Annotated in this window: 25 protein-coding genes; 12 read left to right on the forward strand and 13 right to left on the reverse strand. The window is 65.9% G+C overall.

Annotated elements, in window-relative coordinates:
• Positions 1-90 precede the first annotated feature (90 nt).
• The 4 genes from ACTRWG_RS11720 to ACTRWG_RS11735 are packed head-to-tail and all read right to left on the reverse strand — an operon-like array spanning position 91 to position 2993.
• Complete coding sequence (locus ACTRWG_RS11720; RefSeq protein ID WP_027235123.1) at positions 91-696, reverse strand: pyridoxamine 5'-phosphate oxidase family protein; 606 nt, start codon at positions 694-696, stop codon at positions 91-93.
• Positions 674-1423 (reverse strand): lysophospholipid acyltransferase family protein, encoded by a 750-nt coding sequence (locus ACTRWG_RS11725; RefSeq protein ID WP_462829340.1) that lies wholly within the window; start codon positions 1421-1423, stop codon positions 674-676. Before ACTRWG_RS11725 ends, ACTRWG_RS11720 begins: the two co-directional genes overlap by 23 nt.
• Positions 1420-2319 carry a cell division protein FtsX gene (locus ACTRWG_RS11730; RefSeq protein ID WP_462829341.1) on the reverse strand — a complete coding sequence of 300 codons (900 nt, stop codon included), beginning with the start codon at positions 2317-2319 and terminating at the stop codon, positions 1420-1422. The genes ACTRWG_RS11725 and ACTRWG_RS11730 overlap by 4 nt, the downstream gene beginning before the upstream one ends.
• Entirely contained in the window at positions 2316-2993 is a 678-nt protein-coding gene (locus tag ACTRWG_RS11735; protein ID WP_027235126.1) for a cell division ATP-binding protein FtsE, read from the reverse strand. The genes ACTRWG_RS11730 and ACTRWG_RS11735 overlap by 4 nt, the downstream gene beginning before the upstream one ends.
• 220 nt (positions 2994-3213) lie before the next feature.
• Here ACTRWG_RS11735 and ACTRWG_RS11740 point away from each other — a divergent pair, with 220 nt between their 5' ends.
• Positions 3214-4137, forward strand: coding sequence for a zinc-ribbon domain-containing protein (locus ACTRWG_RS11740; RefSeq protein ID WP_027235127.1), 924 nt, complete (start codon positions 3214-3216; stop codon positions 4135-4137).
• Between the two features lie 64 nt (positions 4138-4201).
• On the opposite strand, the gene ACTRWG_RS11745 is transcribed toward ACTRWG_RS11740, so the two are convergent.
• The 5 genes from ACTRWG_RS11745 to argH form a co-directional block, all read right to left on the reverse strand.
• Positions 4202-6814, reverse strand: a complete 2613-nt coding sequence (locus ACTRWG_RS11745; RefSeq protein ID WP_027235128.1) for a TIGR02302 family protein — start codon at positions 6812-6814, stop codon at positions 4202-4204.
• Between the two features lie 48 nt (positions 6815-6862).
• Positions 6863-8128, reverse strand: a complete 1266-nt coding sequence (gene lysA, locus ACTRWG_RS11750) for a diaminopimelate decarboxylase (protein WP_027235129.1) — start codon at positions 8126-8128, stop codon at positions 6863-6865.
• 615 nt (positions 8129-8743) lie between these two features.
• Positions 8744-8896, reverse strand: a complete 153-nt coding sequence (locus ACTRWG_RS11755; RefSeq protein ID WP_167332320.1) for a hypothetical protein — start codon at positions 8894-8896, stop codon at positions 8744-8746.
• 92 nt (positions 8897-8988) lie between these two features.
• Positions 8989-9165 carry a hypothetical protein gene (locus ACTRWG_RS11760; RefSeq protein ID WP_008558101.1) on the reverse strand — a complete coding sequence of 59 codons (177 nt, stop codon included), beginning with the start codon at positions 9163-9165 and terminating at the stop codon, positions 8989-8991.
• A gap of 36 nt (positions 9166-9201) precedes the next feature.
• Positions 9202-10596, reverse strand: a complete 1395-nt coding sequence (gene argH, locus ACTRWG_RS11765; RefSeq protein WP_027235130.1) for an argininosuccinate lyase — start codon at positions 10594-10596, stop codon at positions 9202-9204.
• Between the two features lie 22 nt (positions 10597-10618).
• Here argH and ACTRWG_RS11770 point away from each other — a divergent pair, with 22 nt between their 5' ends.
• From ACTRWG_RS11770 to phbB, 8 genes are all read left to right on the forward strand, one after another.
• Positions 10619-11206 (forward strand): TlpA disulfide reductase family protein, encoded by a 588-nt coding sequence (locus tag ACTRWG_RS11770; protein WP_245597347.1) that lies wholly within the window; start codon positions 10619-10621, stop codon positions 11204-11206.
• Positions 11207-11271: 65 nt separating this feature from the next.
• Positions 11272-11628, forward strand: coding sequence for a hypothetical protein (locus ACTRWG_RS11775; RefSeq protein ID WP_027235132.1), 357 nt, complete (start codon positions 11272-11274; stop codon positions 11626-11628).
• Positions 11629-11722: 94 nt separating this feature from the next.
• The gene (locus ACTRWG_RS11780) at positions 11723-12064 is read left to right on the forward strand and encodes a hypothetical protein (protein ID WP_027235133.1); all 342 of its coding nucleotides are present in this window, start codon (positions 11723-11725) and stop codon (positions 12062-12064) included.
• Between the two features lie 123 nt (positions 12065-12187).
• Positions 12188-12586 carry a hypothetical protein gene (locus ACTRWG_RS11785; protein ID WP_027235134.1) on the forward strand — a complete coding sequence of 133 codons (399 nt, stop codon included), beginning with the start codon at positions 12188-12190 and terminating at the stop codon, positions 12584-12586.
• On the forward strand, positions 12583-13515 hold the full coding sequence (locus tag ACTRWG_RS11790) for a sterol desaturase family protein (RefSeq protein WP_027235135.1): 933 nt from the start codon (positions 12583-12585) through the stop codon (positions 13513-13515). The genes ACTRWG_RS11785 and ACTRWG_RS11790 overlap by 4 nt, the downstream gene beginning before the upstream one ends.
• 123 nt (positions 13516-13638) lie before the next feature.
• Positions 13639-14478, forward strand: coding sequence for an EAL domain-containing protein (locus ACTRWG_RS11795; protein ID WP_027235136.1), 840 nt, complete (start codon positions 13639-13641; stop codon positions 14476-14478).
• A gap of 408 nt (positions 14479-14886) precedes the next feature.
• Positions 14887-16062, forward strand: a complete 1176-nt coding sequence (locus ACTRWG_RS11800; RefSeq protein WP_027235137.1) for an acetyl-CoA C-acetyltransferase — start codon at positions 14887-14889, stop codon at positions 16060-16062.
• 212 nt (positions 16063-16274) lie between these two features.
• A complete protein-coding gene (gene phbB / locus ACTRWG_RS11805; RefSeq protein ID WP_027235138.1) occupies positions 16275-16997 on the forward strand; it encodes an acetoacetyl-CoA reductase in 723 nt (240 codons plus the stop codon).
• A 91-nt stretch (positions 16998-17088) separates the two neighbouring features.
• On the opposite strand, the gene ACTRWG_RS11810 is transcribed toward phbB, so the two are convergent.
• Positions 17089-17238 (reverse strand): hypothetical protein, encoded by a 150-nt coding sequence (locus tag ACTRWG_RS11810; RefSeq protein WP_167332321.1) that lies wholly within the window; start codon positions 17236-17238, stop codon positions 17089-17091.
• A 112-nt stretch (positions 17239-17350) separates the two neighbouring features.
• On the opposite strand from ACTRWG_RS11810, the gene ACTRWG_RS11815 reads away from it, so the two are divergent.
• Both ACTRWG_RS11815 and yddG read left to right on the forward strand, forming a co-directional pair.
• Positions 17351-18289: a transcriptional regulator GcvA gene (locus ACTRWG_RS11815; protein ID WP_462829342.1), complete on the forward strand. Its 939-nt coding sequence runs from the start codon at positions 17351-17353 to the stop codon at positions 18287-18289.
• A gap of 5 nt (positions 18290-18294) precedes the next feature.
• A complete protein-coding gene (yddG, locus tag ACTRWG_RS11820; RefSeq protein WP_027235140.1) occupies positions 18295-19161 on the forward strand; it encodes an aromatic amino acid exporter YddG in 867 nt (288 codons plus the stop codon).
• A 97-nt stretch (positions 19162-19258) separates the two neighbouring features.
• On the opposite strand, the gene ACTRWG_RS11825 is transcribed toward yddG, so the two are convergent.
• The 3 genes from ACTRWG_RS11825 to ACTRWG_RS11835 form a co-directional block, all read right to left on the reverse strand.
• Complete coding sequence (locus tag ACTRWG_RS11825; RefSeq protein WP_008557220.1) at positions 19259-19432, reverse strand: YdcH family protein; 174 nt, start codon at positions 19430-19432, stop codon at positions 19259-19261.
• Between the two features lie 235 nt (positions 19433-19667).
• Positions 19668-20435, reverse strand: coding sequence for a tRNA1(Val) (adenine(37)-N6)-methyltransferase (locus tag ACTRWG_RS11830; protein WP_462829343.1), 768 nt, complete (start codon positions 20433-20435; stop codon positions 19668-19670).
• A complete protein-coding gene (locus ACTRWG_RS11835; protein ID WP_027235142.1) occupies positions 20432-20647 on the reverse strand; it encodes a putative signal transducing protein in 216 nt (71 codons plus the stop codon). The genes ACTRWG_RS11830 and ACTRWG_RS11835 overlap by 4 nt, the downstream gene beginning before the upstream one ends.
• A 57-nt stretch (positions 20648-20704) precedes the next feature.
• Between ACTRWG_RS11835 and ACTRWG_RS11840 the strand changes: the two genes are divergently transcribed.
• Positions 20705-21703 carry a polyprenyl synthetase family protein gene (locus ACTRWG_RS11840; RefSeq protein ID WP_027235143.1) on the forward strand — a complete coding sequence of 333 codons (999 nt, stop codon included), beginning with the start codon at positions 20705-20707 and terminating at the stop codon, positions 21701-21703.
• The last annotated feature ends 23 nt before the right edge of the window (positions 21704-21726 follow it).

Here is a 21726-nt window from a genome sequence, read left to right on the forward strand (position 1 = left end):
CAGCCAGGGGGCGCAGCCTCGCTGGCTGCAAAATTCTTCATAGAGTTTTGCCAAGGACGTTCGAACGTCCTTGAGCGCCCCGCCGCCTGCTCACCACATGGTTTCGGCGGCGCGGGCGTTCCAGCTCTTGTCGTATCCGGCGCCGCCTTCCTCGCCTGCTGTCTGCTCGGCCAGGATGTCGCCCATAGTCGGCAGGCCGGCGCTTTCGTCGGCACCGCTCCAGGTGCCCGCCCGCAGCATCGCACGGGCGCATTGGGAATAGATCTCGCCAATCGAAATCACGATGACTGTGGCCGGCAGCTTGCCCTTCTTTTCAAAGCGCGCGCGCAGATCCGGGTCGGCGGTCAGCCGGGCGGTGCCGTTGACACGCACCACGTTGTTCGATCCCGGCACCAGGAACATCAGCGACACCCGCCCGTCGCGCACAATGTTGCGCAAGCTGTCCAGCCGGTTGTTGCCGCGCCAGTCGGGCAGCGCCAGGGTGCCCGGGTCCAGTTCCTGCACCACCGGGCCGTCATCGCCGCGCGGGCTGTCGTCGGTCCCTTCCGGGCCGACGGTCGCCAGCATGCACAGTTTTGAGGCCATAATCCACTTGCGGTACAGCGGCGTCATCTGCCGCGCCACCTTACGTAAAGAAGGCGCTCCCGGTTCCCCGTAAAGCGCCTCCAGTTCTTCAATGCTGCTGAGGTATTGCATCTGGTTCAAATCCGGCTTCTCTCATCAATTCGTCCGACCGGCGCTCCACCCGGTTTTCGAGCTGCGCCATAAATTCGTCGCGGTTCATTCCCGGCAGCATCGGCTCCAGGAACTCCACCACCGCCAGGCCCGGTTTACGGTAAATGCCGGTGCGCGGCCAGAACACGCCCACATTGGTGGCGGCCGGGACGCAGGGCTGGCTCAGGCCCTCGTAAAGCACCGCGGTGCCGATCTTGTAGGGCTTGCGGGCGCCGGGCGCCACGCGGGTGCCTTGGGAGTAGATGATCAGCTGGCCCGGCTCACGGCTTTGCAGAGCCACGTCCTTGACCATCTTGGCAATCGCCGCGCCGCGCTTGCCGCGGTTGACCGGCACGCAGCCCAGGCGTTTGGCATAAACCCCGATCACCGGCGTCCACATCAGCTCGCGCTTCATGATGAACCGGGCAGAGGGCACCGCGTTGAAGATGATCAGGATGTCCAGGAAACTCTGATGCTTGGCCGCCACGATCACCTCGCCGGACGGAACCACGCCGCGCACCTCGGAGCGGATGCCAACCATCCAGCGCGCGGTCCACAGCACCCAGCGGGCGTAGGACTTGCAGGCCAAGCGCGCGCCCTTGGGCGAGACCGCAGCCCAGGGCGCAAACACCACCCCCAGAACCAGCATCGCCAGGTACATCTGCACCAGAAAGACTGCCGAGCGCAGCCATTGGACCGGGTTCTTCAAGACAGCTCTCCCAAACGTTTGGTGGCGGCGCGGGTGGTGGCAGCAAAGGCGACCAGCGCGCCCAGCGGCGGGATCAGGAGCGGCACCAGCCAGCCCCAGCCCTGAAATCCGAGGCCGGTCAGGAAACCGCCCTCATCCGAGGCTTCCGGCATCAGCCAGACCCCGATCATGCCCAGCACCACACCCGCCGCGGCGCCGGTCAGCGCCCGCAGGGTGAAGCGGCGGATAAAGGCCTGTGCGATATAGCTGTCCAGCGCCCCGACCAGGCGCAGCACCTCGATCACCTGGGCGTTGGCCGCCAGCGCCGCATTGGCGGCCAGGGTGATCATCGCCGCGGTGGCGCCGCCGATCAGCAGGATCGACACCCACGCCAGGCGGCGCAGCGAACGTGCCGCATCCACCAGCGGCTCGCGCCAGCGGGTGTGATCATCCAGCACCGCACCGGGCACCTCGGCCTGCAGCCGCAGCCGCAGCCCCTGGGCGTCATAGCCGGGATAATCCGCGGTCACCTCGATCAGCTGCGGCAGCGGCAGGCTGCCCGCAGGCAGGCTGGAACCGAACCAGGGCGCCAGCAGCGCCGCCTGCTCCTCGCCCGTCAGCGCCCGCGCGGTTGCCACGCCGGGGGTCTGGCGCAGGATCTCCAGCGCGGCGTCGGTCTGCGCCGCGCGCTGCTCGGCCGGGGCGTTAATGCGCAGCGTCGCTGCGCGCGCCAGCTCCGACGCCCAACGGTCCGCCAGGCGGCCGGAGGCCAAGGACAGTGCCAGGGCAAACACCGCCAGGAACGCCATCGCGCCCGCCACAAACAGCGTCAGCTGTGCGGTAAAGCCGGTGGGCGGCACCACCCGGTTGGCCTGAGTGTCGCCCAGCACCAGCTTGCGCAGCTTGCCATCGGTCATAGGTCCGCCCCCGCAAGCTGCAATTGCCGGTTGGAAATCCGCAGCACCCGCGCCTGCACCTGGTTCTTGGCGGCGCGGATCAGCGACAGGTCATGGGTGGCGACCAGGATCGTCTTGCCCATCCGGTTCAGCTCCACCAAGAGCTGCAGCAGCCGCTGCGACATTTCCCAATCAACGTTGCCCGTCGGCTCATCAGCGATGATCACATCGGGCGACAGGATCACCGAGCGCGCCAGCGCCGCCCGCTGGCGCTCGCCGCCCGACAGCTCCGGCGGCAGCGCATGGGCGCGCTCGCTGAGACCGACCCAATTCAACAGCTCGCGCAGGTTGGCCTCCTCGTGGTTCAGTTCGCGGCCCGACACCAGCAGCGGCAGCGCGATATTCTCCATCACCGGCAGATGGTCCAAGAACCGGCAGTCCTGATGCACCACGCCGACGCGGCGGCGCAGATAGGCCATCTGGTCGCGGTCCAGCCCGTGCACATCCATGTTGAAGGCGCGCACCCGGCCCGAGGTCGGTGTCAGCGCGCCGTAGCAGAGTTTCAGCAGCGTGGTTTTACCTGCGCCGGACGGCCCGGTCAGGAAGTGGAAGGAGCCCGGCGCCAGCTGAACCGACACGGCATCCAGCAGCTCGCCGCCGCCGTAATTGTAGCCCACATTTTCCAGCTCGATCACTGCCGCCCCCTGAATGCGCCCCAATTCAGCGCCCCGGTATTTTGCTCCGGTGTTTTGCCCCAAGGGGCCGGATGTTTCAATGGGGGCTCTGTTGCCGTGAAGCCAAGGGCGGGGGCATCGCGCGGATTGTCTCTTTCGCCGGGGCACGCGGCCTCATATAATCCGTTGAAAAACAACCCGCCCGCCTGCAAGGCGGCGGGATGGTGCCGAGGAGAGCATGATGCGCCTGACCTGCCCGAATTGCGCAGCCGAGTACGAAGTGCCGGAGGATGTGATCCCTGCCGAGGGGCGGGATGTGCAATGTTCCAACTGCGGCCAGACCTGGTTCCAGGCGGCCGCCGGGGAAACCGCGGCAGCTCCCCTGGCAGATGACGCCCCCGCCCCGGCTGAGGCAGCGGAGGAGCCGGAACAGGACGCCGCGGACAGCGCCCCGCAGCAGGCCCCCGAGGACGCCGCCGAAAATGCCGCGGAACCTGCCCCAGAGCGCGGCGGCATCGAAGAGGAGGCCGCAGACTTTTTCGCAAACAGCCGCCAGGACGGTCCGGGCGGCTTTGCGCAGGACGCCGCAGAGGACATTCCGCAGCAGCAGGCCGAACTGCAGCCGCAGCGGGCACGCGGCCTGGATCCTGCCCTGACGGATATCCTGCGCGAGGAGGCGGAGCGCGAAGCCTCGCTGCGGGCGGCGGAAAGCCAAAGCCTGGAGACCCAGCCCGACCTGGGGCTGGAGGAGGCCACCGCCCCCGAAGACGAGGCCGCCCGCCGCAGCCGCCAGGCGCGCGACCGGATGGCCCGGATGCGCGGCGAGGACCCGCGCCAGCTGGCCGCCGCCGAGAGCGGCTCCCGCAAGGAGCTGCTGCCGGACATCGAAGAGATCAACTCCACTCTGCGCTCTGGCGGCAGCGCGGCGCCTGCCCCTCAGGCCGCTGCGGAAGCGCCGCCGGTGCGGCGCAAGAACAATTTTGCCCGCGGCTTTTCGCTCTCGCTGATTGCAGCGCTGGCGATGGTGATGATCTATGACAATGCGGCGCTGATTGCTGAAAAGGTGCCGCTGGCAGAGTCCGCCCTCAGCAGCTATGTCAGCTGGGTGGATCAGATGCGGCTGTGGCTGGATGCGCAGGCGAAAACGCTGATCAGCGCGCAGTAACGCGCTTCGCGTCCTTTCCGGACTTTCAGGCTGACAGAGCGTCCGGGGCGCTGGCTGCTGGCGCTCAGAACCGGTCCAGCAGCCGCTGCAGATAGCTGCGTTCGCGCTCGCTGCGTTCACGCTCGCCGGCCCGGCGGCGGATATCCTCCAGCAAATCCCAGGCCCGGCGGTAGGCATTGCCCTCGCCGACCTTGCCGCCGTCATTCACCGAACCGTTGCTGCGGCCCAGCGGGTCCAGCCGTTCGCCCTGCGCCGTGGCCGATGGCTGGCCCTGGCCGTTGCGCTGGCCGTCATCACGCTGCGCCAGCGCCTCGCCCAAGCTGCGCATCCCTTCGCGCAGCGCCTCCATGGCATCCGACTGGCGGTCGATAGCCTCGGCGTTGTCGCCGCCGCGCAAGGCATCCTCGGCCCCTTCCATGGCGCGGCCTGCGCGGTCCAGCGCCTCACGCGCCGCTTCGCCCGCCTCGCCGCTCAGATAAGGCAGCCCGTCGCGCTGCTGCTGCAGCTGCTGGCGCAGGGCCTGCTGGCGGTCCGCCAGAGAGCCGCCCTGCCCCGGCTGTTCGCGGCCATTGCCGCCCTGTCCGCCCTGTCCATCCGGGTTGCGGCTGTCGGCCCCTTCGCCGCCTTCGCCTGCGCCGCTGTCGCCGCCCTGGCCGCCCTGATGGCTCTGGCCGCGGCCCAGACCGCCGTCGCGGCCCTCATTGCCCTGGCTCTCGCCGCTGCGGGCGCCGGGGTTGAACTGTTCCTGCAGGTCGCGGAACGCCTGGTCCGACAGCCCCTGCTGCTCGCGCAGGGTCTCCGCCAGCCCCTCCATCGCCTCGCGGCCCTCGTCACCCTGTCCCTGGCCCTGCTGCGAGCGGGTCATCCGCATATTTTCCATCATCTGCTGGAACTCGCGCAGCGCCTGTTCGGCCTCGGCCATGCGGCCCTGCTCCATCAGCTCCTGGATGCGGTCCATCATCGCCTGCAGGTCATCCTGGCTGAGCGTCATCATGTCCTCGGGCATGTCGCCCGGATCCATCATCTCGCCCTCTGCCTCGGCCATCCGGCTCAGCTGGCGCAGATAATCCTGGGTTGCCTCGCGCAGTTCCTGCATCAGGCGGGCGATCTCCTGCTCGCTGGCACCGTCGCGCATCGCCTGGCTCAGCCGCTCCTGCGCCCGCCGCATCCGCTCCAGCGCATCGCCCACGTCGCCCTCCTCCAGCTGGATCGCCAGATCCCACAGCGCGGCGGCAATCTCCTCCTGCCGCGGTTCAGCGACGGAGCCGCTCACGGTGTAGCTTTCCAGCCGCCGCAGAATGGTGCGCAGCCGCAGATAGTCGCCATAGTCGCGGAACAGCCCGTCCGGGCGGTGCGACAGGGTGCGCAGGATCTGCGCCACTCGCGGCGCGTTGGCGCGCGCCCACAACAGGTCGCGGCGCTGTTCGATCACCGCCGCCGCCAGCGGGTCGAAGAAGCGGCGGGTGACCATATCCGCACCAAAGCCCGCCGCCGCGGCAGACTGGCCGGCTTCGTCCATTGCGGAGAAGGTGAAGACAACCGGCATATTGGCCCAGGGGTGACGGGCGAAATCCTCGATCAGCTTTTCAGTGAATTCCTCGCGGGATCCGGAAAGCGGCAGCGGCAGGTCCAGCACCAGCGCCTCGCGCGGGTCGGGATCAGCGGCCAGCCCGTGCTGCCGCTCCACCGCGGCCAGATCCAGGGTGACCCGCACCTGCCCGCCGGCGACGCCGTAATCATCCCGGGCGCTGAACGCCAGCGAGGTGTAACCGTCGTTTTCCAGCTCCGGCTGGCCCGCCACCGCGATGCCTGGAGGATGGTCCGGGATCACCTCCACCTGCCAGCTGCGCCCACCGCTGCCTTCGATGGCAAAGCCGCCGTTGCGGGTCACGTCAAAGGCCACTGCACCTTCGGGCGCCGACGGCTGATCCCCGGCAGGGCCCGAGACACTCTCCGACAGGGTCAGCGCTCCGACCTCGCCATAAAAGCGCAGGGTGACACGGCTGCCCTCCGGCAGTTTCAGCGCCCCTTCAGGCTGGTCGTTCAGATAGAGCACCGGCAGGCGGGTATAGGCGGGCGGCTCTGCCCAGCCCTCCCAGGCGGGGCCGCTCAGCGCAGCCGGTCCGCCGGTGCCCAGATCCTTGACCGAGGCCACCTGCCAGATCGAGCCGAACAACAGCGCAACCGCCATAAACAGCCCCGCGACATAGCGCAGCGCATAGGGGTCGGCGGAGGCGACGTTCAGATCAGGCGCGGGGGCGCGGGCATGGGCCGCGGCCTCGGCCATCCGGCGCTGGTGCGCCTGCCACAGGGCGATGGAAGCGGCATCTTCCGCGCCGATGGCCTGGGTGTCCAGCAAGGCGCTGACGGGGCGGCCGGGCAAAGTTTGGTCCAGCCGCTCCAGCGCCGCCTCCCGGGACGGCCAGCGGAACCGCCAGGCGCCCCAGCCAACGGCCGTTGCGGCGGCAAGCACTGCCGCAAGGGCGCTGATCCAGACCACGGTGTCCGGCAGCAGCTGGTGCAGCCCCAGCATCAGCGCCGCCAGCGCCGCCATCAGCACCGAGGCCAGCGGCCAGAAGGCGCGCATGGCGCGTTCGGCCACGAGTCCCGCCCGCGTCAGAGCCACAGGCCAGCGCAGGCGTTTCAGGACAGGATCGGCACGTCTGTCAAAGGGCATTCGGGCCTCGTTTCAGGATGGCCCGCGCCGGATCGCGCCCGGATCGCTTCAGAGCCACTCCGGGATGGTATCGCGGTTTATCATCTCTTCATAGTCCGGGCGCCGGCGAATAACCGCGAATTGATCCCCATGGACAAGCACTTCGGGGATCAGCGGGCGGGAGTTGTACTCGCTCGCCATCACTGCGCCATAGGCACCCGCACTGCGGAAGGCGACCAGATCGCCCGCCGCCAGGGGCGGCAGGCCGCGCTGCTTGGCAAAGGTATCGCCGGTCTCGCAGACCGGGCCGACGATGTCATAGGTCTGGCTCTCGGTGCCCGCCGCAGGCTCACTGACCGGGATGATGTCGTGGTGCGCCTCATACATCGCCGGGCGGATCAGGTCGTTCATCGCCGCATCCAGGATCAGGAAATCGCGCCCCTCGCCCGATTTCACATAGATCACCTTGCTGACCAGCTGGCCCGCGTTGCCCGCGATCAGCCGCCCCGGCTCAATCTCGATCTCGCAGCCGAGGTGGCCGAGGGTTTCCTTGACCATTTGGCCGTATTCCACCGGCAAGGGCGGCGCGCTGTTGGAGCGCTCGTAGGGGATGCCAAGACCGCCGCCCAGATCCAAGCGGCGGATGTTGTGGCCCTCGGCGCGCAGGGTTTCCGTCAGCTCCGCCACCTTCTGGTAGGCCAGCCGGAAGGGGTCCAGATCGGTCAGCTGGGAGCCGATGTGGACGTCGATCCCCACCACCTCCAGCCCCGGCAGGGCGGCGGCGCGGGCATAGACCTCCTTGGCGCGGGCAATCGGGATGCCGAATTTGTTCTCGGATTTGCCGGTGGCGATCTTGGCGTGGGTCTTGGCGTCTACGTCCGGGTTCACCCGGATGGTGATCGGGGCCTTGGTGCCCAGTTCCTGCGCCACCGCGCTGATCACCTCCATCTCCGGCTCGGATTCCACGTTGAACTGGCGGATACCGCCGGTCAAAGCCACGCGGATTTCCTCTGCCGTCTTGCCGACGCCGGAAAAGACGATCCTGTCGCCGGGAACGCCCGCAGCCTTGGCGCGCAGGTATTCGCCCTGGCTGACCACATCCATGCCTGCGCCCGCCTGTGCCAGCGTCTTCAGGATCGCCTGATTGCTTGCCGCCTTCATCGCAAAGCAGACCAGGTGATCGGTGCCCTCCAGCGCCTCGTCGAACAGGCGGAAATGGCGCAGCAGGGTCGCGGTGGAATAGACATAGAACGGAGTGCCCACCGCCGCGGCGATCTCGGAGATGGGAACGTCTTCGGCGAAAAGCGCGCCGTCGCGGTAGAGAAAATGGTCCATAACCCCGCGTTTAGGGCAAAACGGGCAGATGGATCAAATGATTCCGCCCGCGGGCGACCAGCGGAAACAAAGACGCTCTCCCGCCCGCCGCAGACGCATCAAAGATGCGCCCGCGCCCGTTGGGCCCGGCGCCGCGCTGGCGCGCGGCGGACCGTTTCACCTTCCGCCCGTTTCGCTCCTGGCTTGCGGCTGCGTTCAAGTACTTGGGAAAGATGAAAACACCGGGCCTGCGCCTTCATCTTTCCCAAAACACTCACTGCGCAACAGCAGCGGCGAGCGCAACGCCGGGGGTGTTGCGCTTCAGGCGCACGCCCCTGTCACAGCACCTTAAGCCCAGTTTGGCATAGTACCCCCTGATCGCGGTCACTGCCGGGCCTGACACCCCCGGCACCATGGAACAGGGCCCCTTGGCACGGGCACGCACAAACGACGTTTCGCGTGCGGGAGAAATCCTCCCGTCCCGCCTCCGCCCTTTGGCGGCGCCGCCATTCCTTACCGCTGACAGCTGCTGACACGGCAGCACATCAGGACAGGCAGAACAGCAACGCAGCAGAGAGCAACCGCCCGGGCCGGCTGGCCGGACGGTGAAAACCCATGCTGCTGAAAACCGTCTTCCTAGAAAGTATGAGACACCCCGACCCGCGCCGAGCCGGACACCTTCACACCGGGTTTGGCGGTGTCGTGCTGTTGCGGCCGGTTCGCTGCCGGCGCCCCGGTCTCGCAGGCTGCAAGTCCAAGCACTGCCAGAAACAAGACAACAGATTTCATCGCAATATCCTCAAACGGAAACCGCCCCGGCATCGCAGCGGGACGGTCAACAGATGGCGGCTGAACGGCAGCGCATCAAGGGCGCGGGGCCGCTAAAAGCCCAGGTAAACGCTGACCGGCCCCTTGTGCAGCCCGACCGCGCCGCCGACATGGACGCCGCTGTCACCGACGCCAACGCCGGCATTCAGCGTCGGTTGCACCGGCTCGCCGTCGACGCCGCAGGCGGCCAGCACCGCCAGCCCGATCAAGGCAAAGATCACATTGCGCATTGTCTGACTCCTTGCAGCAGCCCCGCCCGGACGGCCTCAGCCGTCCAGAACCTCTTTCCATCGGGCGATCTGCGCGCGCACCTGGGCGGGTGCGGTCCCGCCATAAGACATGCGCGAGTTTACCGAGTTTTCGACGCCAAGCACAGTGAAGATGTCGTCGGTGATCCCGTCATGCACGCCCTGCATATCCGCAAGCGAAAGATCCGGCAGGTCGCAGCCGCGGCTTTCGGCCATGGCGACCAGGGTGCCGGTCACATGGTGGGCATCGCGGAACGGCACCTTCAGCACCCGCACCAGCCAGTCGGCCAGATCGGTGGCGGTGGAGAAGCCCGAGCCCGCAGCCGCCGCCAGCGACTCGCGGTTTCCGGTCATGTCCTTGACCATGCCTTCCATCGCCGCCAGCGCCAGCATCCAGTTGTCGGCGGCATCAAAGACTTGTTCCTTGTCTTCCTGCATGTCCTTGGAATAGGCCAGCGGCAGCCCTTTCATCACCATCATCAGCGCGGTGTTGGCGCCAAAGATCCGGCCCACCTTGGCGCGGATCAGCTCTGCCGCGTCGGGGTTCTTCTTCTGCGGCATGATCGACGAGCCGGTGGAGAAGCGGTCGCTGAGGGTGACAAAACGGAACTGGGCAGAGGACCAGATCACCAGCTCCTCAGCAAAGCGGCTGAGGTGCACGGCGCTGATCGAGGCGCAGGAGAGAAACTCCAGCGCGAAATCGCGGTCGGAAACCGCGTCCAGCGAGTTGGCTGCCGGGCGGTCGAAACCCAGCGCCTTGGCCGTCATCTCCCGGTCGATCGGGAAGGAGGTGCCCGCCAGCGCCGCCGCGCCCAGCGGCGATTCGTTCATCCGGGCACGCGCATCGCGCACGCGGGACAGATCGCGGCCGAACATCTCCACATAGGCCATCATGTGGTGGCCCCAAGTCACCGGCTGCGCGGTCTGCAGGTGGGTGAAGCCCGGCATTACCCAATCGGCGCCCGCCTCAGCCTGCGACAGAAGCGCGCGGATCAGCGCCAAGAGGCCGCTTTCGGCTGCGTCCAGCTGGTCGCGCACCCACAGTTTGAAATCGGTCGCCACCTGGTCATTGCGGCTGCGGCCCGTGTGCAGGCGGCCCGCAGGCTCGCCGATGATTTCCTTCAGGCGGGCCTCCACGTTCATGTGGATGTCTTCCAGTGCTGTGGAAAACTGGAAGGTTCCGCCCTCGATCTCTGACAAAACGGTGAGCAGCCCTTCCCGAATGGCCTCGGCATCATTATCCGTAATGACGCCTGTGGCGGCCAACATCGCCGCATGGGCCCTGGAGCCGGCAATGTCCTGCGCCGCCATCCGCTTGTCGAACCCGATCGAGGCGTTGATTGCCTCCATGATCGCGTCCGGGCCAGCGGCAAAGCGGCCGCCCCACATCTGGTTCGAGGATTGATCTGTCATGGTGTGGAACCCCGGAGATAATATGCGTCTGTTTCGTCAGCTTTCCCTTTATATGGCCCTCGCCTTGGGTGCAAATGCCGCGGCTGCGGCGGATCAGGCGCAGTTGGAGGCCCTGCGCGACGGCTCGATGAAGAAGCTGGTCGTGCATGCCGAGCCGCGCGATGTGTCCGCCGCCGCGTTCGACCTGGCCGACGGCGCAGGCACCGCGACCCTGGCCGACTATCAGGGCAAGATCGTGCTCTTGAACTTCTGGGCCACCTGGTGCGCCCCCTGCCGCAAGGAGATGCCGCAGCTGGAAGAGCTGCAGCAGGAATTCGGCGGCGAGGATTTTCAGGTGCTGACCATCGCCACGGGACGCAACTCGCCCGCGGGCATACAAAAGTTCTTTGACGAGAACGGCATCAACAGCCTGCCCCGCCACCAGGACCCGAAACAGGCGCTGGCCCGCGAAATGGCGGTGATCGGCCTGCCGATCACGGTGCTCCTGGGCCGCGATGGCAAGGAGGTTGCGCGGCTGCTGGGCGATGCCGAGTGGAACTCGGACAGCGCCAAGCAGATCATCGCGGCAATGATAGGCGAAGACACTGCAGCCGCCTCAGCCGCGGATTGAATAAAACGGGCTGATCTGACACATTCTCCCGGTGTTCTGTTAACAAGTATACCGGGAGGGATCTCATGAAATTCCTGCGTTTGACAGCCTGTGCCCTGGCGCTCAGCGTGATAGCCGCCGCACCAGCCGGCGCCGGAGCCATCAAGAAAGAAAAGGATTTCATGGCCGCTGTCGCCGGCAAGAAACTTGTAGCTGGCGATCATTGGGTCATCGCCAGCGCAGACGGAAAACTGACCGGTGTTTCCCCCAGGGGGGAGAAAATCGTGGGCGCCTGGGTTTGGAACCGGCGCTTCTTCTGCCGCAACGTCTATATCGATCAAAAGCAGCTGCCCGAAAATTGCTTATCCGTTTCAGTGGACGGCAGCAGGGTGACCTTCACCCGCGACAAGGGCAAAGGCAGGTCAATCACCTATTCCTTCTGACCTGGAAGCCGCTACCTGACCCGGCAAAAATTCGCACTATTTCACTCTTGAGGGACGTCCCGATAAGGCGCCCGCGTGTAGGGTGGAGAGTGAAATGAAACCTGTTGTGTTACTGATCGGCAAGCTGCCGAATGTCATTGGCAATGTTGCAGAGCAGCTTGACCATCTTCCGATTCAATGGCTGGGCGCGCACGACCAGCCCGAAGTGGTGCGCCAGCTGGAAACCGAGCCGCGCATTGAATGCGTTATCATGGGCGCCGGGCTGGATGACCAGACCCGCGGCGACCTGATCGGCATCATCGCCGCCCTCAGGCCGGACGTCTGCATCCACCTCAAGGACCGCAGCTCCGGGCCGGAGGGGCTGGTGCCCTTTGTCGAGCGCGTGGTGCAGATGCAAGTGCTGGCGCCGCGCCAGAGCACGGTGGCGGCGGTGTAGACCACAGGGCCATTGGCCCGCAGCCCGCCTGCGCTCCGCCCCCGGGAGCGGCGGCGGCGCTTGACCCCACGCCACCTTTGACAGGCTTCCGGCGGGCCGCCAGTCTGCCCGCGGGAGGACGCGATGCCGCTGGAACTGCTGCTGGCCCTGGTTGCGGGCGGAATAACCGCTATTGCCGTGCTGCTGCATGTGACCGGGCGGTCGCGGCAGGCGGTTCTGACGGCTGAAAGCAGCCGCGCCGCCTGGCTGCGCCAGTATCCTCAGGACAGGGTCCAAAACGTGCTTCCCGCCGCCAGCGGCCATGCTGCGCTGATTGCCGCGGACAGCGGTCCGGGCCTGGTCTGGGCGTTCGGCGCAGATTCCGTGGCGCGGCACTTGGGCGGCGCTGCCATCGCCGAATCTGCCGGGGGTTTGCGCATCAGTTTCAAAGACTTCAGCGCACCTGGCGTGTCCGTCGCCCTGACGCGGGCAGAACGCGCCCGGTGGCAGGCGGTGATTGCGTCCGGCGGGGAGACAGCATGAGCGGCGACCTCACCTATCCCGACGCGACCCAGCTGGCGGTGCCGTTTTTCATTGCCGCCATCCTGGCCGAATTCCTGTGGATCGCCCTGAGGAAACGCGGCGGCCGGTACGAGACCCGCGATGCAGTCACCTCCTTGATCATGGGCGCGGGCAGCGTCGCCGAGGGGCTGCTTCTGGGCTTTATCGCCTGGGGCTTCTTGATGACGCTGTGGCAGATCACGCCGCTGGACATGGGCACCTCGCTGTGGGCGGTGGTGGCGTGCTTTGTGCTGGATGACCTGCGTTATTACTGGGTGCACCGTTTTGGCCACCGCATCCGATGGGTCTGGGCGTCGCACGTGAACCACCATTCCAGCCAGCACTACAACCTCACTACCGCGCTGCGGCAGACCTGGACCGGGACCTTCACCTTTATGATGGTGGTGAAGGCGCCGATGGTTCTTCTGGGGTTCCACCCGGCGCTGGTGCTGTTTTGCGGCGGGTTGAACCTGATCTATCAGTTCTGGATCCATACCGAGGCGATTGACCGCCTGCCGCGCTGGTTCGAGGCGGTGATGAACACCCCCAGCCATCACCGTGCCCATCACGGCAGGAACCCGCGCTATCTGGATTGCAACTATGCCGGCGTCTTCATCATCTGGGACAAGCTGTTCGGCACCTTCGTACCGGAACAGGACCACGACCGGCCTGATTTCGGCCTGGTGCACAACATTGCCACCTTCAACCCGCTGCGCGTGGCCTTTCATGAATGGATCGGCATTTTCAAGGACATGGCCCAGCCCGGGCTGACCTGGAAACAGCGGCTGCTCTATGCCTTTGCGCCGCCCGGCTACAGCCACGACGGCAGCCGCGAGACCTCTGCCGGGATCAAAGCCGCCCATCTGAAGCGCCACCCCGAAGATACAGGCACGCCGGGCTTTGGCGGCTGAGGCCAGCCCGGGCAGGCGGATCCGTCAAATTTGAACTTTAATCCCGGCTCAACCCTTTTGCGCGACGCTGCCCGGAGCATCATATTGTGTCACATCATTGCCGGAACAGGGCCGCAGCAGCACATGAACAGACGAAACGCGATGGCAGATCTGCCCGAGGGCTCCGAAAACCCGCTGAGCGCGGCAGTGGCCGGCCGCGACCGGTCCACGCTGGATATGGTTGCCGAAGCGGTTAAGCACGGCCAGACCGTATTGGCCTATCAGCCCGTCATGCAGGCCATGGCGCCGCATGGCGTCGCCTTTTACGAAGGCTATATCCGGGTGCTGGACCCGACCGGCCGGGTGATTCCCGCCCGGGAATTCATGCATGTGGTCGAGGACAAAGAAATCGGCCGCGAGATGGACTGCCTGGCGCTGCAGCACGGCCTGCAGGTGCTGGAGAAGTTCCCGCAGATCCGCCTGTCCATCAACATGTCCGCCCGTTCCATCGGCTATCAGCGCTGGACCCAGGTGCTGCAGCGGTGTCTGAAAGGCGATGCCACGCTGGGCGAACGCCTGGTGCTGGAACTCACCGAGGCTTCGGTCATGGCCGCGCCGGAGCTTGTGCTGGATTTCATGGGCCGGATGCAGCAGCACGGGATTTCCTTCGCGCTCGACAATTTCGGCGCTGGCACAACGGCGATCGGCCATTTCCGCCAGTTCTTCTTTGACGCGGTCAAGATCGACGGCCAGTTCGTCCGCGGCATTCACGCCAGCCATGACAATCAGTCGGTTGTGCGGGCCCTGATCGGCATTGCCAAGCAGTTCGACATGTTCATCGTCGCCGAGTCGGTGGAAAACCAGGAAGACGCGGCCTTTCTGGTGGAAAACGGGGTGGATTGCCTGCAGGGCTACCTGTACGGCGCGCCGTCGGTGTCGCCGCCCTGGATCGAAGACATGAAGCAGCGCCAGCAAGCCGGATAGGGGCTGGGTTTTCCGCAGCACCCGCCCCCCCCTGCAAGCCGGAGGCGCCTTGCGGCGCCTGCCGCCGGTACCGCCGCCGCCCGCTGACGCGGGCACTGCCCCCTGCCCCGTCCTCTACAGCCTTGTCTTTGCAGCGGCTTTCAAAGCCGCCCCCTGCCCCGTCCCGGCGCCTGCGTCCGCTGCCCTGCAGCACCCCGTGCCAGAACTGACGGAAATCCTGCGGCGGAGGACGTTTCTGGCGGTTGACTCTTGCGCGCCGGCTGGGACACCCTGTCAATTGCTGCACGTGCAGCAATAGATTATGCCGGTACCCGGAGGATACGGGAAAGATTGTTGCGCAGCCGCGGCTCGAACGGTTGCGCGGCGCTTTTCCGGTAGACCAAAATGATGGCAGAGGACCAGAAATCAATGACCAATGTTGTAATCGCATCGGCCGCGCGCACCGCCGTCGGCTCCTTTGGCGGCGCGTTCGCCAATACCCCTGCCCATGATCTGGGCGCCGCGGTGCTGGAAGCCGTGGTGGAGCGGGCCGGTGTCGACAAATCCGAAGTGTCGGAAACCATTCTGGGCCAGGTGCTGACCGCCGCCCAGGGCCAGAACCCGGCCCGCCAGGCGCACATCAATGCGGGCCTGCCCAAGGAAAGCGCCGCCTGGGGCATCAACCAGGTCTGCGGCTCCGGCCTGCGCGCCGTTGCGCTGGGTGCGCAGCACATCCAGCTGGGCGATGCTTCCATCGTTGCCGCCGGCGGCCAGGAGAACATGACCCTGTCCCCCCATGCCGCGCATTTGCGTGCGGGCCACAAAATGGGCGACATGAAATACATCGACACGATGATCCGCGACGGCCTGTGGGATGCGTTCAACGGCTACCACATGGGCCAGACCGCCGAGAACGTTGCCGAGCAGTGGCAGATCTCCCGCGACATGCAGGATGAATTTGCCGTCGCCTCGCAGAACAAGGCGGAAGCGGCACAGAAAGCGGGCAAGTTCGCGGACGAGATCGCGGCCTTCACCGTCAAACACCGCAAGGGCGAGACCGTGGTGGACCAGGATGAATACATCCGCCACGGCGCCACTATGGAAGCGATGCAGAAGCTGCGCCCGGCCTTCACCAAGGACGGGTCTGTCACCGCGGCCAACGCCTCTGGCCTGAACGACGGCGCCGCCGCCACCCTGCTGATGAGCGCCGATGAGGCCGAGCGCCGCGGCATCGAGCCCCTGGCTCGCATCGCGTCTTATGCAACCGCCGGCCTGGACCCGTCGATCATGGGCGTCGGCCCGGTCTATGCCTCCCGCAAGGCGCTGGAAAAGGCCGGCTGGTCGGTCAACGACCTGGATCTGGTCGAAGCCAACGAAGCCTTTGCCGCCCAGGCCTGCGCAGTGAACAGGGACATGGGCTGGGATCCGTCGATCGTGAACGTGAACGGCGGCGCCATCGCCATCGGCCACCCGATCGGCGCGTCGGGCTGCCGGGTGCTGAACACCCTCTTGTTCGAAATGAAGCGCCGCGGCGCCAAGAAAGGCCTGGCCACGCTGTGCATCGGCGGCGGCATGGGCGTTGCTATGTGCGTGGAGCGCCCATAATACCGGCAACTGACCGTAAAATGAGGAGGACGCCCCCGCGGCGTCCTTTTTCTTTTACAATCCTGGCCTATACTGCACCTGCAAAAAAGCTCACGCGGCGGGTGCGACAATTTTTACGCGGCACCGCAGAAAATACCCGCGCAATAATGTTGCTCTCCCAGTGTGAAAACTGTAGCAAGATTACCAAGTGACCAATACTGGAGGATTCTCGAATGGCACGTACTGCACTCGTCACAGGCGGCTCCCGCGGCATCGGCGCAGCAATTTCCCAGGCGCTGAAGGCGCAGGGCTGCAACGTTGCGGCAACCTATGCCGGCAATGACGAAGCCGCGGCGAAATTCACCGACGAGACCGGCATCAAGACCTATAAGTGGAATGTTGGCAGCTACGAGGAAAGCGCCGCCGGCATCGCCAAGGTCGAAGAGGAAATGGGCCCGATCGACATCGTTGTGGCCAATGCCGGCATCACCCGCGACGCGCCGTTCCACAAGATGACGCCGCAGCAGTGGCAGGAGGTGATCGACACCAACCTGACCGGCGTGTTCAACACCGTGCACCCGATCTGGCCCGGCATGCGCGAGCGCAAGTTCGGCCGCGTCATCGTGATCTCCTCGATCAACGGTCAGAAAGGCCAGTTCGCGCAGGTGAACTATGCCGCGACCAAGGCAGGCGACCTGGGCATCGTGAAATCGCTGGCCCAGGAAGGCGCCCGCGCCGGCATCACTGCCAACGCGGTCTGCCCCGGCTATATCGCCACCGAGATGGTGATGGCAGTGCCGGAGAAGGTGCGCGAATCGATCATCTCCCAGATCCCGGCCGGCCGCCTGGGCGAGCCGGAAGAGATCGCCCGCTGCGTGGCCTTCCTGGCGTCTGACGAGTCGGGCTTCATCAACGGCTCGACCATCTCTGCCAACGGTGCGCAGTTCTTCGTCTAAGCTGTTTCTTCAGCAGTAACGGCAAGGGCCGGTCCAGATGGACCGGCCCTTTTCCTATCCCGTAAGTGCCTATTCTCGAATCAGAGCGCGCTCAGGCCCAGCGGGAAACCTTGGGGCGGAGGGCTGGCACCGGCCTCTTGCTGAGCAACCACGTCCAGGCCAGCTTAAGCACTTGGCCGCGTTCGGCGTGGGCGCGGGCCATCGCGGACTTCACGGCGGCATCAGCAGAATATTCCAGCATTTCAGGCCTCCTTTCGGATCAGTATCCTTTACCTGCACCTAATATGAGGACCCAACGTAAAACGCACAAACGAGACTTTGCAGACGTTCAGTTAAGGTATACTTATCTGAGCATGACTGACCGCCTGCCTCCCCTTACCGCTTTGCGCGCCTTTGACGCTGCTGCCCGCCACATGTCCTTTGCCAAGGCGGCGGAAGAGCTGAACGTGACCCCTGCCGCGCTGTCCTTTCAGATCAAATCGCTGGAGGAGCATCTGGGCCAGCCGCTGTTCCGGCGCCTGAACCGGGCGGTGGAGCTGACCGAGGCGGGCGAGACGCTGGCCCCCGGCGCCGATGAAGGCTTCCGCATCCTGGGCCAGGCCTGGCAAAGCACCCGGCGGCTGCTGGATGAAACCACGCTGACGGTGACGGCCGGCCCCGCGCTGACAGCGAAATGGCTGGCGCCGCGGCTGTTCGAATTTGCCCGCACCCACCCGGAGATCGAACTGCGGCTGTCCGCCTCGCTCAAGGTGGTGGATCTGCGCCGCGGCGATGTCGATGTGGCGATCCGCTTTGGTGTCTCGGACGACGTGGGGCTGGCGTCCTACGGCACCCGCCCCGACTGGCTGACGCCGGTGATGACGCCGGAGCTGTTCGAGCAGTTCCCGACCCCGGGAGCACTGCGCGATGCGCCGCTGATCTTTGACGATTCCCTCAGCATCGTTGCGCCAGGCTGCGATTGGCCGACCTGGCTGCGCGCGGCGGGTGTCGGCTTTACCCCCGGAAGCGGCACCCATTTTTCGGCCCCCGATCATGCCATCGACGCGGCCTGTGCCGGACTGGGCGTGGCGCTGGGGCGTCGGCCGCTGATCATCAAGGACGTGCGGGAGGGGCGGCTGGTGGCGCCCTTCAAACTGGCGATCCAGACAGAGGCGCGGTTCCGCTTCCTGTGCCTGCCGGAAGCCAAGGACCGGCCGCAGATTGCGGCCTTCCGCGATTGGTACTTTGCCGAGATCGAGAAAACCGCACATATGTGGGACGACTTTGAAATCGTGCCCGTGAAGGACCTTTGACATCCATGACCCGCACCCGCGCGACCGCCATTGGCTTTATCGCTGTTCTGCTTTGGGCGCTGCTTGCGCTGCTGACCGTCGGGTCGGAGCCAGCGCCGCCACTGCTGCTGAATGCGCTGTGTTTCACCATCGGCGGCACCCTGGGGATGATTTGGACCGTGGCGGCGGGCAAGCTGGCACAGCTGCGCCATGTGCCGTGGCGGGTATACGTTTTCGGCACGCTGGGGCTGTTTGGCTATCACGCGCTGTATTTCTCCGCCCTGCGGCTGGCCCCGGCGGCAGAAGCCGGGCTGATCGCCTATCTGTGGCCCTTGCTGATCGTGCTGTTCTCCGGCCTGCTGCCCGGCGAGAGGCTGAAGGCGGGTCATCTGATCGGTGCGGTGCTGGGGTTTGCCGGTGCGGCAACGATTATTTCCGGCGGCGGTGGCGGGTTTGAGGCGCAGTACCTGCCGGGCTACGGGCTGGCGCTGCTGTGCGCGCTGACCTGGTCCGGCTATTCGGTGCTGTCGCGGCTGGTGGGCGGGGCGCCGACCAGTTCGGTTGCGGTGTTCTGCCTGGCCACTGCCGCGGCCTCCTGGGGCCTGCATTTCGCGCTGGAGGAAACCGTTTGGCCCGCGGGCACGCTGGGCTGGGTGTCCACCCTGCTGCTGGGCCTCGGCCCCGTCGGGCTGGCGTTTTATGTGTGGGACATCGGCGTCAAGCAGGGAGATATCCAGATGCTTGGCACCAGTTCTTATGCGGCCCCCCTGCTGTCGACGCTGATCCTGGTGCTGGCGGGGATTGCCGCGGCCTCCTGGGGGCTGGCACTGGCGGCGGCGCTGATCACGGGCGGGGCGCTGATTGCTGCGCGGGCCAGCACCGGCGCCGCATAGCGGCCGCCCGAACAAGAGGCCTCCCAAATAAAAAGAGGGCCGCCGCACCGGGCTGGCCCTCCCCATCGTCTGCCGGGCTAGGCCCCGGCAAGAACCCTCAGACCGCTTCGGCGGTCAGGCGCTCAATCTCTTCCTTCAGTTTGAGCTTTTGTTTCTTCATCGCTGCAATTTGCAGCCCGTCGGTACTCGGCGACCGTTGGGCCTGTTCCACTTCCATGCTCAGGTGCTCGTGCTTCTTCTTAAGTTCGGTCAGATGCGAGCTGAGGCTCATGGCAACCCTCCTTCTTTGAGCTAGATGTGTAAGACATAAAGAGTGGAGCATAAGTTCCCGCATCTGTCACGCTGCAGCCGCAGTATTTTTGTCATGAAATTTTCATATCGGCTATGCGCCGCGCATTTTGCCGCAGGCGGCGGCGCATTCCAGCAGAAACCGGCTGGGTTGGATTCGCTAAAGGTTGAAACCGGCCGGCCCCGCTCCTAAGTTTGCGCCGCTGGAAAACCGCGCCTCAGGCGGGCCAGGGCAACGCTGCGCCATCGCGCAGAATGGTGCGTATTTCCGGCCGGTAGCTTTCGCCGTCGCGTTCGTGCCGGTCGCCTTCATGCAGAATCAGCGGCGCATGCAGACGGAAGCCTGCCCGCCCGCCCTTGCGCGCGCGCAGGATCACCAATTCCGCCGCGCGGCCCTGGCGCGGGGCCAGCGGCAGCACCTCCAGCGACCCCAGAACACCATCGCAAGCCGCCAGCATATCGGGCAGCCGGTCGGCGCGCTGGATCATGTGCAGGCGGCCCTTGGCCGCAAGACGGCGGGCGGCGGCGGCAATCCAGTCCGCCAGCGGCGTGCCCTCTCCTAAGGCGACCTTGCGGCCCGCGTCGCGCGCCTGACTGTGCGCGCCTGCTTTGTAATAGGGCGGATTGGCGATGACGTGATGAAACTGGCGCTGCTTCAGCGCCTCTGGCAGGGCGGACAGGTCGGCCTCATGGACATCAATAGCCTGGCCGTTGGCGGCAGCATTGCGGCGGGCGAGGTCCGCGTAAGGCGCCTGCAGCTCGACCCCCGCCAGGGCCAGCCCCGGCACCCGCGCCCCAAGGCACAGCAGCGCCTGGCCGGCACCGCAGCCCAGCTCCAGCACCGCTTCCCCTGCCCGCGCAGGTACCGCCGCCGCCAGCAGAACCGGGTCCACCCCGGCGCGGTAGCCGCGTGCGGGCTGCCACAGCTGCACCCTGCCGTCGAGAAAGCCGTTGCGGGTCAGCTCATCTTCGCGGAAGCCGCTCATCGTCCCAGCGGGATTTCATTGTCGCGCATCACCACCAGCGCGTCGTCGTAATCATCGGCGCGAACCATCAGACGGCGCGGGAAAATTCCGATCCCGCCTTCCAGGACGCTCATATTTACGTCCATTTGAAAGCAGTCTATATCCTCACCCTCAAGAAGGGCGGAGGCAAAGGCGATGATCGTCGGATCGGTGCTGCGCAAAAGCTCTTTCATGGATTTGGATCTAAGGGCAAGGCCTGCGCCTTGTCGAGCCTTGCGAGCGGGAAAGTGATGGACCAAGTGATGACCCGGAAGCCGCATGAGATGCTGGCCGCCACGCTGAGCCAGGAGCTGGAGGCGGTGAATGTGCTGATCCGCACCCGGATGGCCTCCGAACACGCCCCGCGCATCCCCGAGGTGACCGCGCATCTGGTCGAAGCGGGGGGCAAGCGGCTGCGGCCGATGCTGACGCTGGCGGCGGCGCGGATGTGCGGCTACGAGGGCGACCACCACGTGAAACTGGCCGCCACAGTAGAGTTCATCCACACCGCCACCCTGCTGCATGACGATGTGGTGGACGAAAGCGCCCAGCGGCGCGGGCGGCCCACCGCGAACCTGCTGTGGGACAACAAGAGCTCTGTCCTGGTGGGCGACTACCTGTTTGCCCGCAGCTTCCAGCTGATGGTCGAGACGGAGAGCCTGCGGGTGCTGGACATCCTGGCCAATGCCTCGGCGACCATTGCCGAGGGCGAGGTGCTGCAGATGACCGCAGCGTCGAACCTGAAGACCGATGAGGGCATCTATCTGCAGGTGGTGCGCGGCAAGACCGCGGCGCTGTTCTCGGCCGCGACCGAGGTGGGCGGGGTGATTGCCGGGGCTTCGGAGGCGCAGGTGAAGGCGCTGTTTGAATATGGTGACGCGCTGGGGATTGCGTTCCAGATTGCCGATGACCTGCTGGATTACCAGGGCGACAGCAAGGCGACCGGCAAGAACGTGGGCGACGACTTCCGCGAGCGCAAGCTGACGCTGCCGGTGATCAAGGCGGTGGCGCAGGCGACGGCTGAGGAGCGCGCCTTCTGGACCCGCACGATTGAAAAAGGCAAGCAGCAGGATGGCGACCTGGAAGAGGCGCTGGCGCTGATGGCGAAATACGGCACGCTAGAGGCCACGCGGCAGGATGCGCTGGCCTGGGCAGGCAAGGCGCGCGCGGCGCTGGAGGTGCTGCCCGATCACGAGATCCGCACCATGCTCAGCGATCTGGCCGATTACGTGGTGGCGCGGCTGAACTGACCGTGGGAAGGGGGCGCTGCCCC

It is taken from the genome of Leisingera sp. G5_S3_59_S7 (assembly GCF_054968485.1).

What these genes read in the sequence shown, in the direction of transcription:
- ACTRWG_RS11775 (WP_027235132.1), top strand. Translation starts at nt 11,272, where the DNA reads ATGAAATTCCTGCGTTTGACAGCCTGTGCCCTGGCGCTCAGCGTGATA.
- ACTRWG_RS11790 (WP_027235135.1), top strand. Translation starts at nt 12,583, where the DNA reads ATGAGCGGCGACCTCACCTATCCCGACGCGACCCAGCTGGCGGTGCCG.
- ACTRWG_RS11830 (WP_462829343.1), bottom strand. Translation starts at nt 20,435, where the DNA reads ATGAGCGGCTTCCGCGAAGATGAGCTGACCCGCAACGGCTTTCTCGAC.
- ACTRWG_RS11755 (WP_167332320.1), bottom strand. Translation starts at nt 8,896, where the DNA reads ATGAAATCTGTTGTCTTGTTTCTGGCAGTGCTTGGACTTGCAGCCTGC.
- ACTRWG_RS11770 (WP_245597347.1), top strand. Translation starts at nt 10,619, where the DNA reads ATGCGTCTGTTTCGTCAGCTTTCCCTTTATATGGCCCTCGCCTTGGGT.
- argH (WP_027235130.1), bottom strand. Translation starts at nt 10,596, where the DNA reads ATGACAGATCAATCCTCGAACCAGATGTGGGGCGGCCGCTTTGCCGCT.
- ACTRWG_RS11815 (WP_462829342.1), top strand. Translation starts at nt 17,351, where the DNA reads ATGACTGACCGCCTGCCTCCCCTTACCGCTTTGCGCGCCTTTGACGCT.
- ACTRWG_RS11730 (WP_462829341.1), bottom strand. Translation starts at nt 2,319, where the DNA reads ATGACCGATGGCAAGCTGCGCAAGCTGGTGCTGGGCGACACTCAGGCC.
- ACTRWG_RS11740 (WP_027235127.1), top strand. Translation starts at nt 3,214, where the DNA reads ATGCGCCTGACCTGCCCGAATTGCGCAGCCGAGTACGAAGTGCCGGAG.
- ACTRWG_RS11780 (WP_027235133.1), top strand. Translation starts at nt 11,723, where the DNA reads ATGAAACCTGTTGTGTTACTGATCGGCAAGCTGCCGAATGTCATTGGC.
- ACTRWG_RS11825 (WP_008557220.1), bottom strand. Translation starts at nt 19,432, where the DNA reads ATGAGCCTCAGCTCGCATCTGACCGAACTTAAGAAGAAGCACGAGCAC.
- lysA (WP_027235129.1), bottom strand. Translation starts at nt 8,128, where the DNA reads ATGGACCATTTTCTCTACCGCGACGGCGCGCTTTTCGCCGAAGACGTT.
- ACTRWG_RS11720 (WP_027235123.1), bottom strand. Translation starts at nt 696, where the DNA reads ATGCAATACCTCAGCAGCATTGAAGAACTGGAGGCGCTTTACGGGGAA.
- ACTRWG_RS11835 (WP_027235142.1), bottom strand. Translation starts at nt 20,647, where the DNA reads ATGAAAGAGCTTTTGCGCAGCACCGATCCGACGATCATCGCCTTTGCC.
- ACTRWG_RS11800 (WP_027235137.1), top strand. Translation starts at nt 14,887, where the DNA reads ATGACCAATGTTGTAATCGCATCGGCCGCGCGCACCGCCGTCGGCTCC.
- ACTRWG_RS11745 (WP_027235128.1), bottom strand. Translation starts at nt 6,814, where the DNA reads ATGCCCTTTGACAGACGTGCCGATCCTGTCCTGAAACGCCTGCGCTGG.
- ACTRWG_RS11760 (WP_008558101.1), bottom strand. Translation starts at nt 9,165, where the DNA reads ATGCGCAATGTGATCTTTGCCTTGATCGGGCTGGCGGTGCTGGCCGCC.
- phbB (WP_027235138.1), top strand. Translation starts at nt 16,275, where the DNA reads ATGGCACGTACTGCACTCGTCACAGGCGGCTCCCGCGGCATCGGCGCA.
- yddG (WP_027235140.1), top strand. Translation starts at nt 18,295, where the DNA reads ATGACCCGCACCCGCGCGACCGCCATTGGCTTTATCGCTGTTCTGCTT.
- ACTRWG_RS11785 (WP_027235134.1), top strand. Translation starts at nt 12,188, where the DNA reads ATGCCGCTGGAACTGCTGCTGGCCCTGGTTGCGGGCGGAATAACCGCT.
- ACTRWG_RS11840 (WP_027235143.1), top strand. Translation starts at nt 20,705, where the DNA reads ATGGACCAAGTGATGACCCGGAAGCCGCATGAGATGCTGGCCGCCACG.
- ACTRWG_RS11795 (WP_027235136.1), top strand. Translation starts at nt 13,639, where the DNA reads ATGAACAGACGAAACGCGATGGCAGATCTGCCCGAGGGCTCCGAAAAC.
- ACTRWG_RS11810 (WP_167332321.1), bottom strand. Translation starts at nt 17,238, where the DNA reads ATGCTGGAATATTCTGCTGATGCCGCCGTGAAGTCCGCGATGGCCCGC.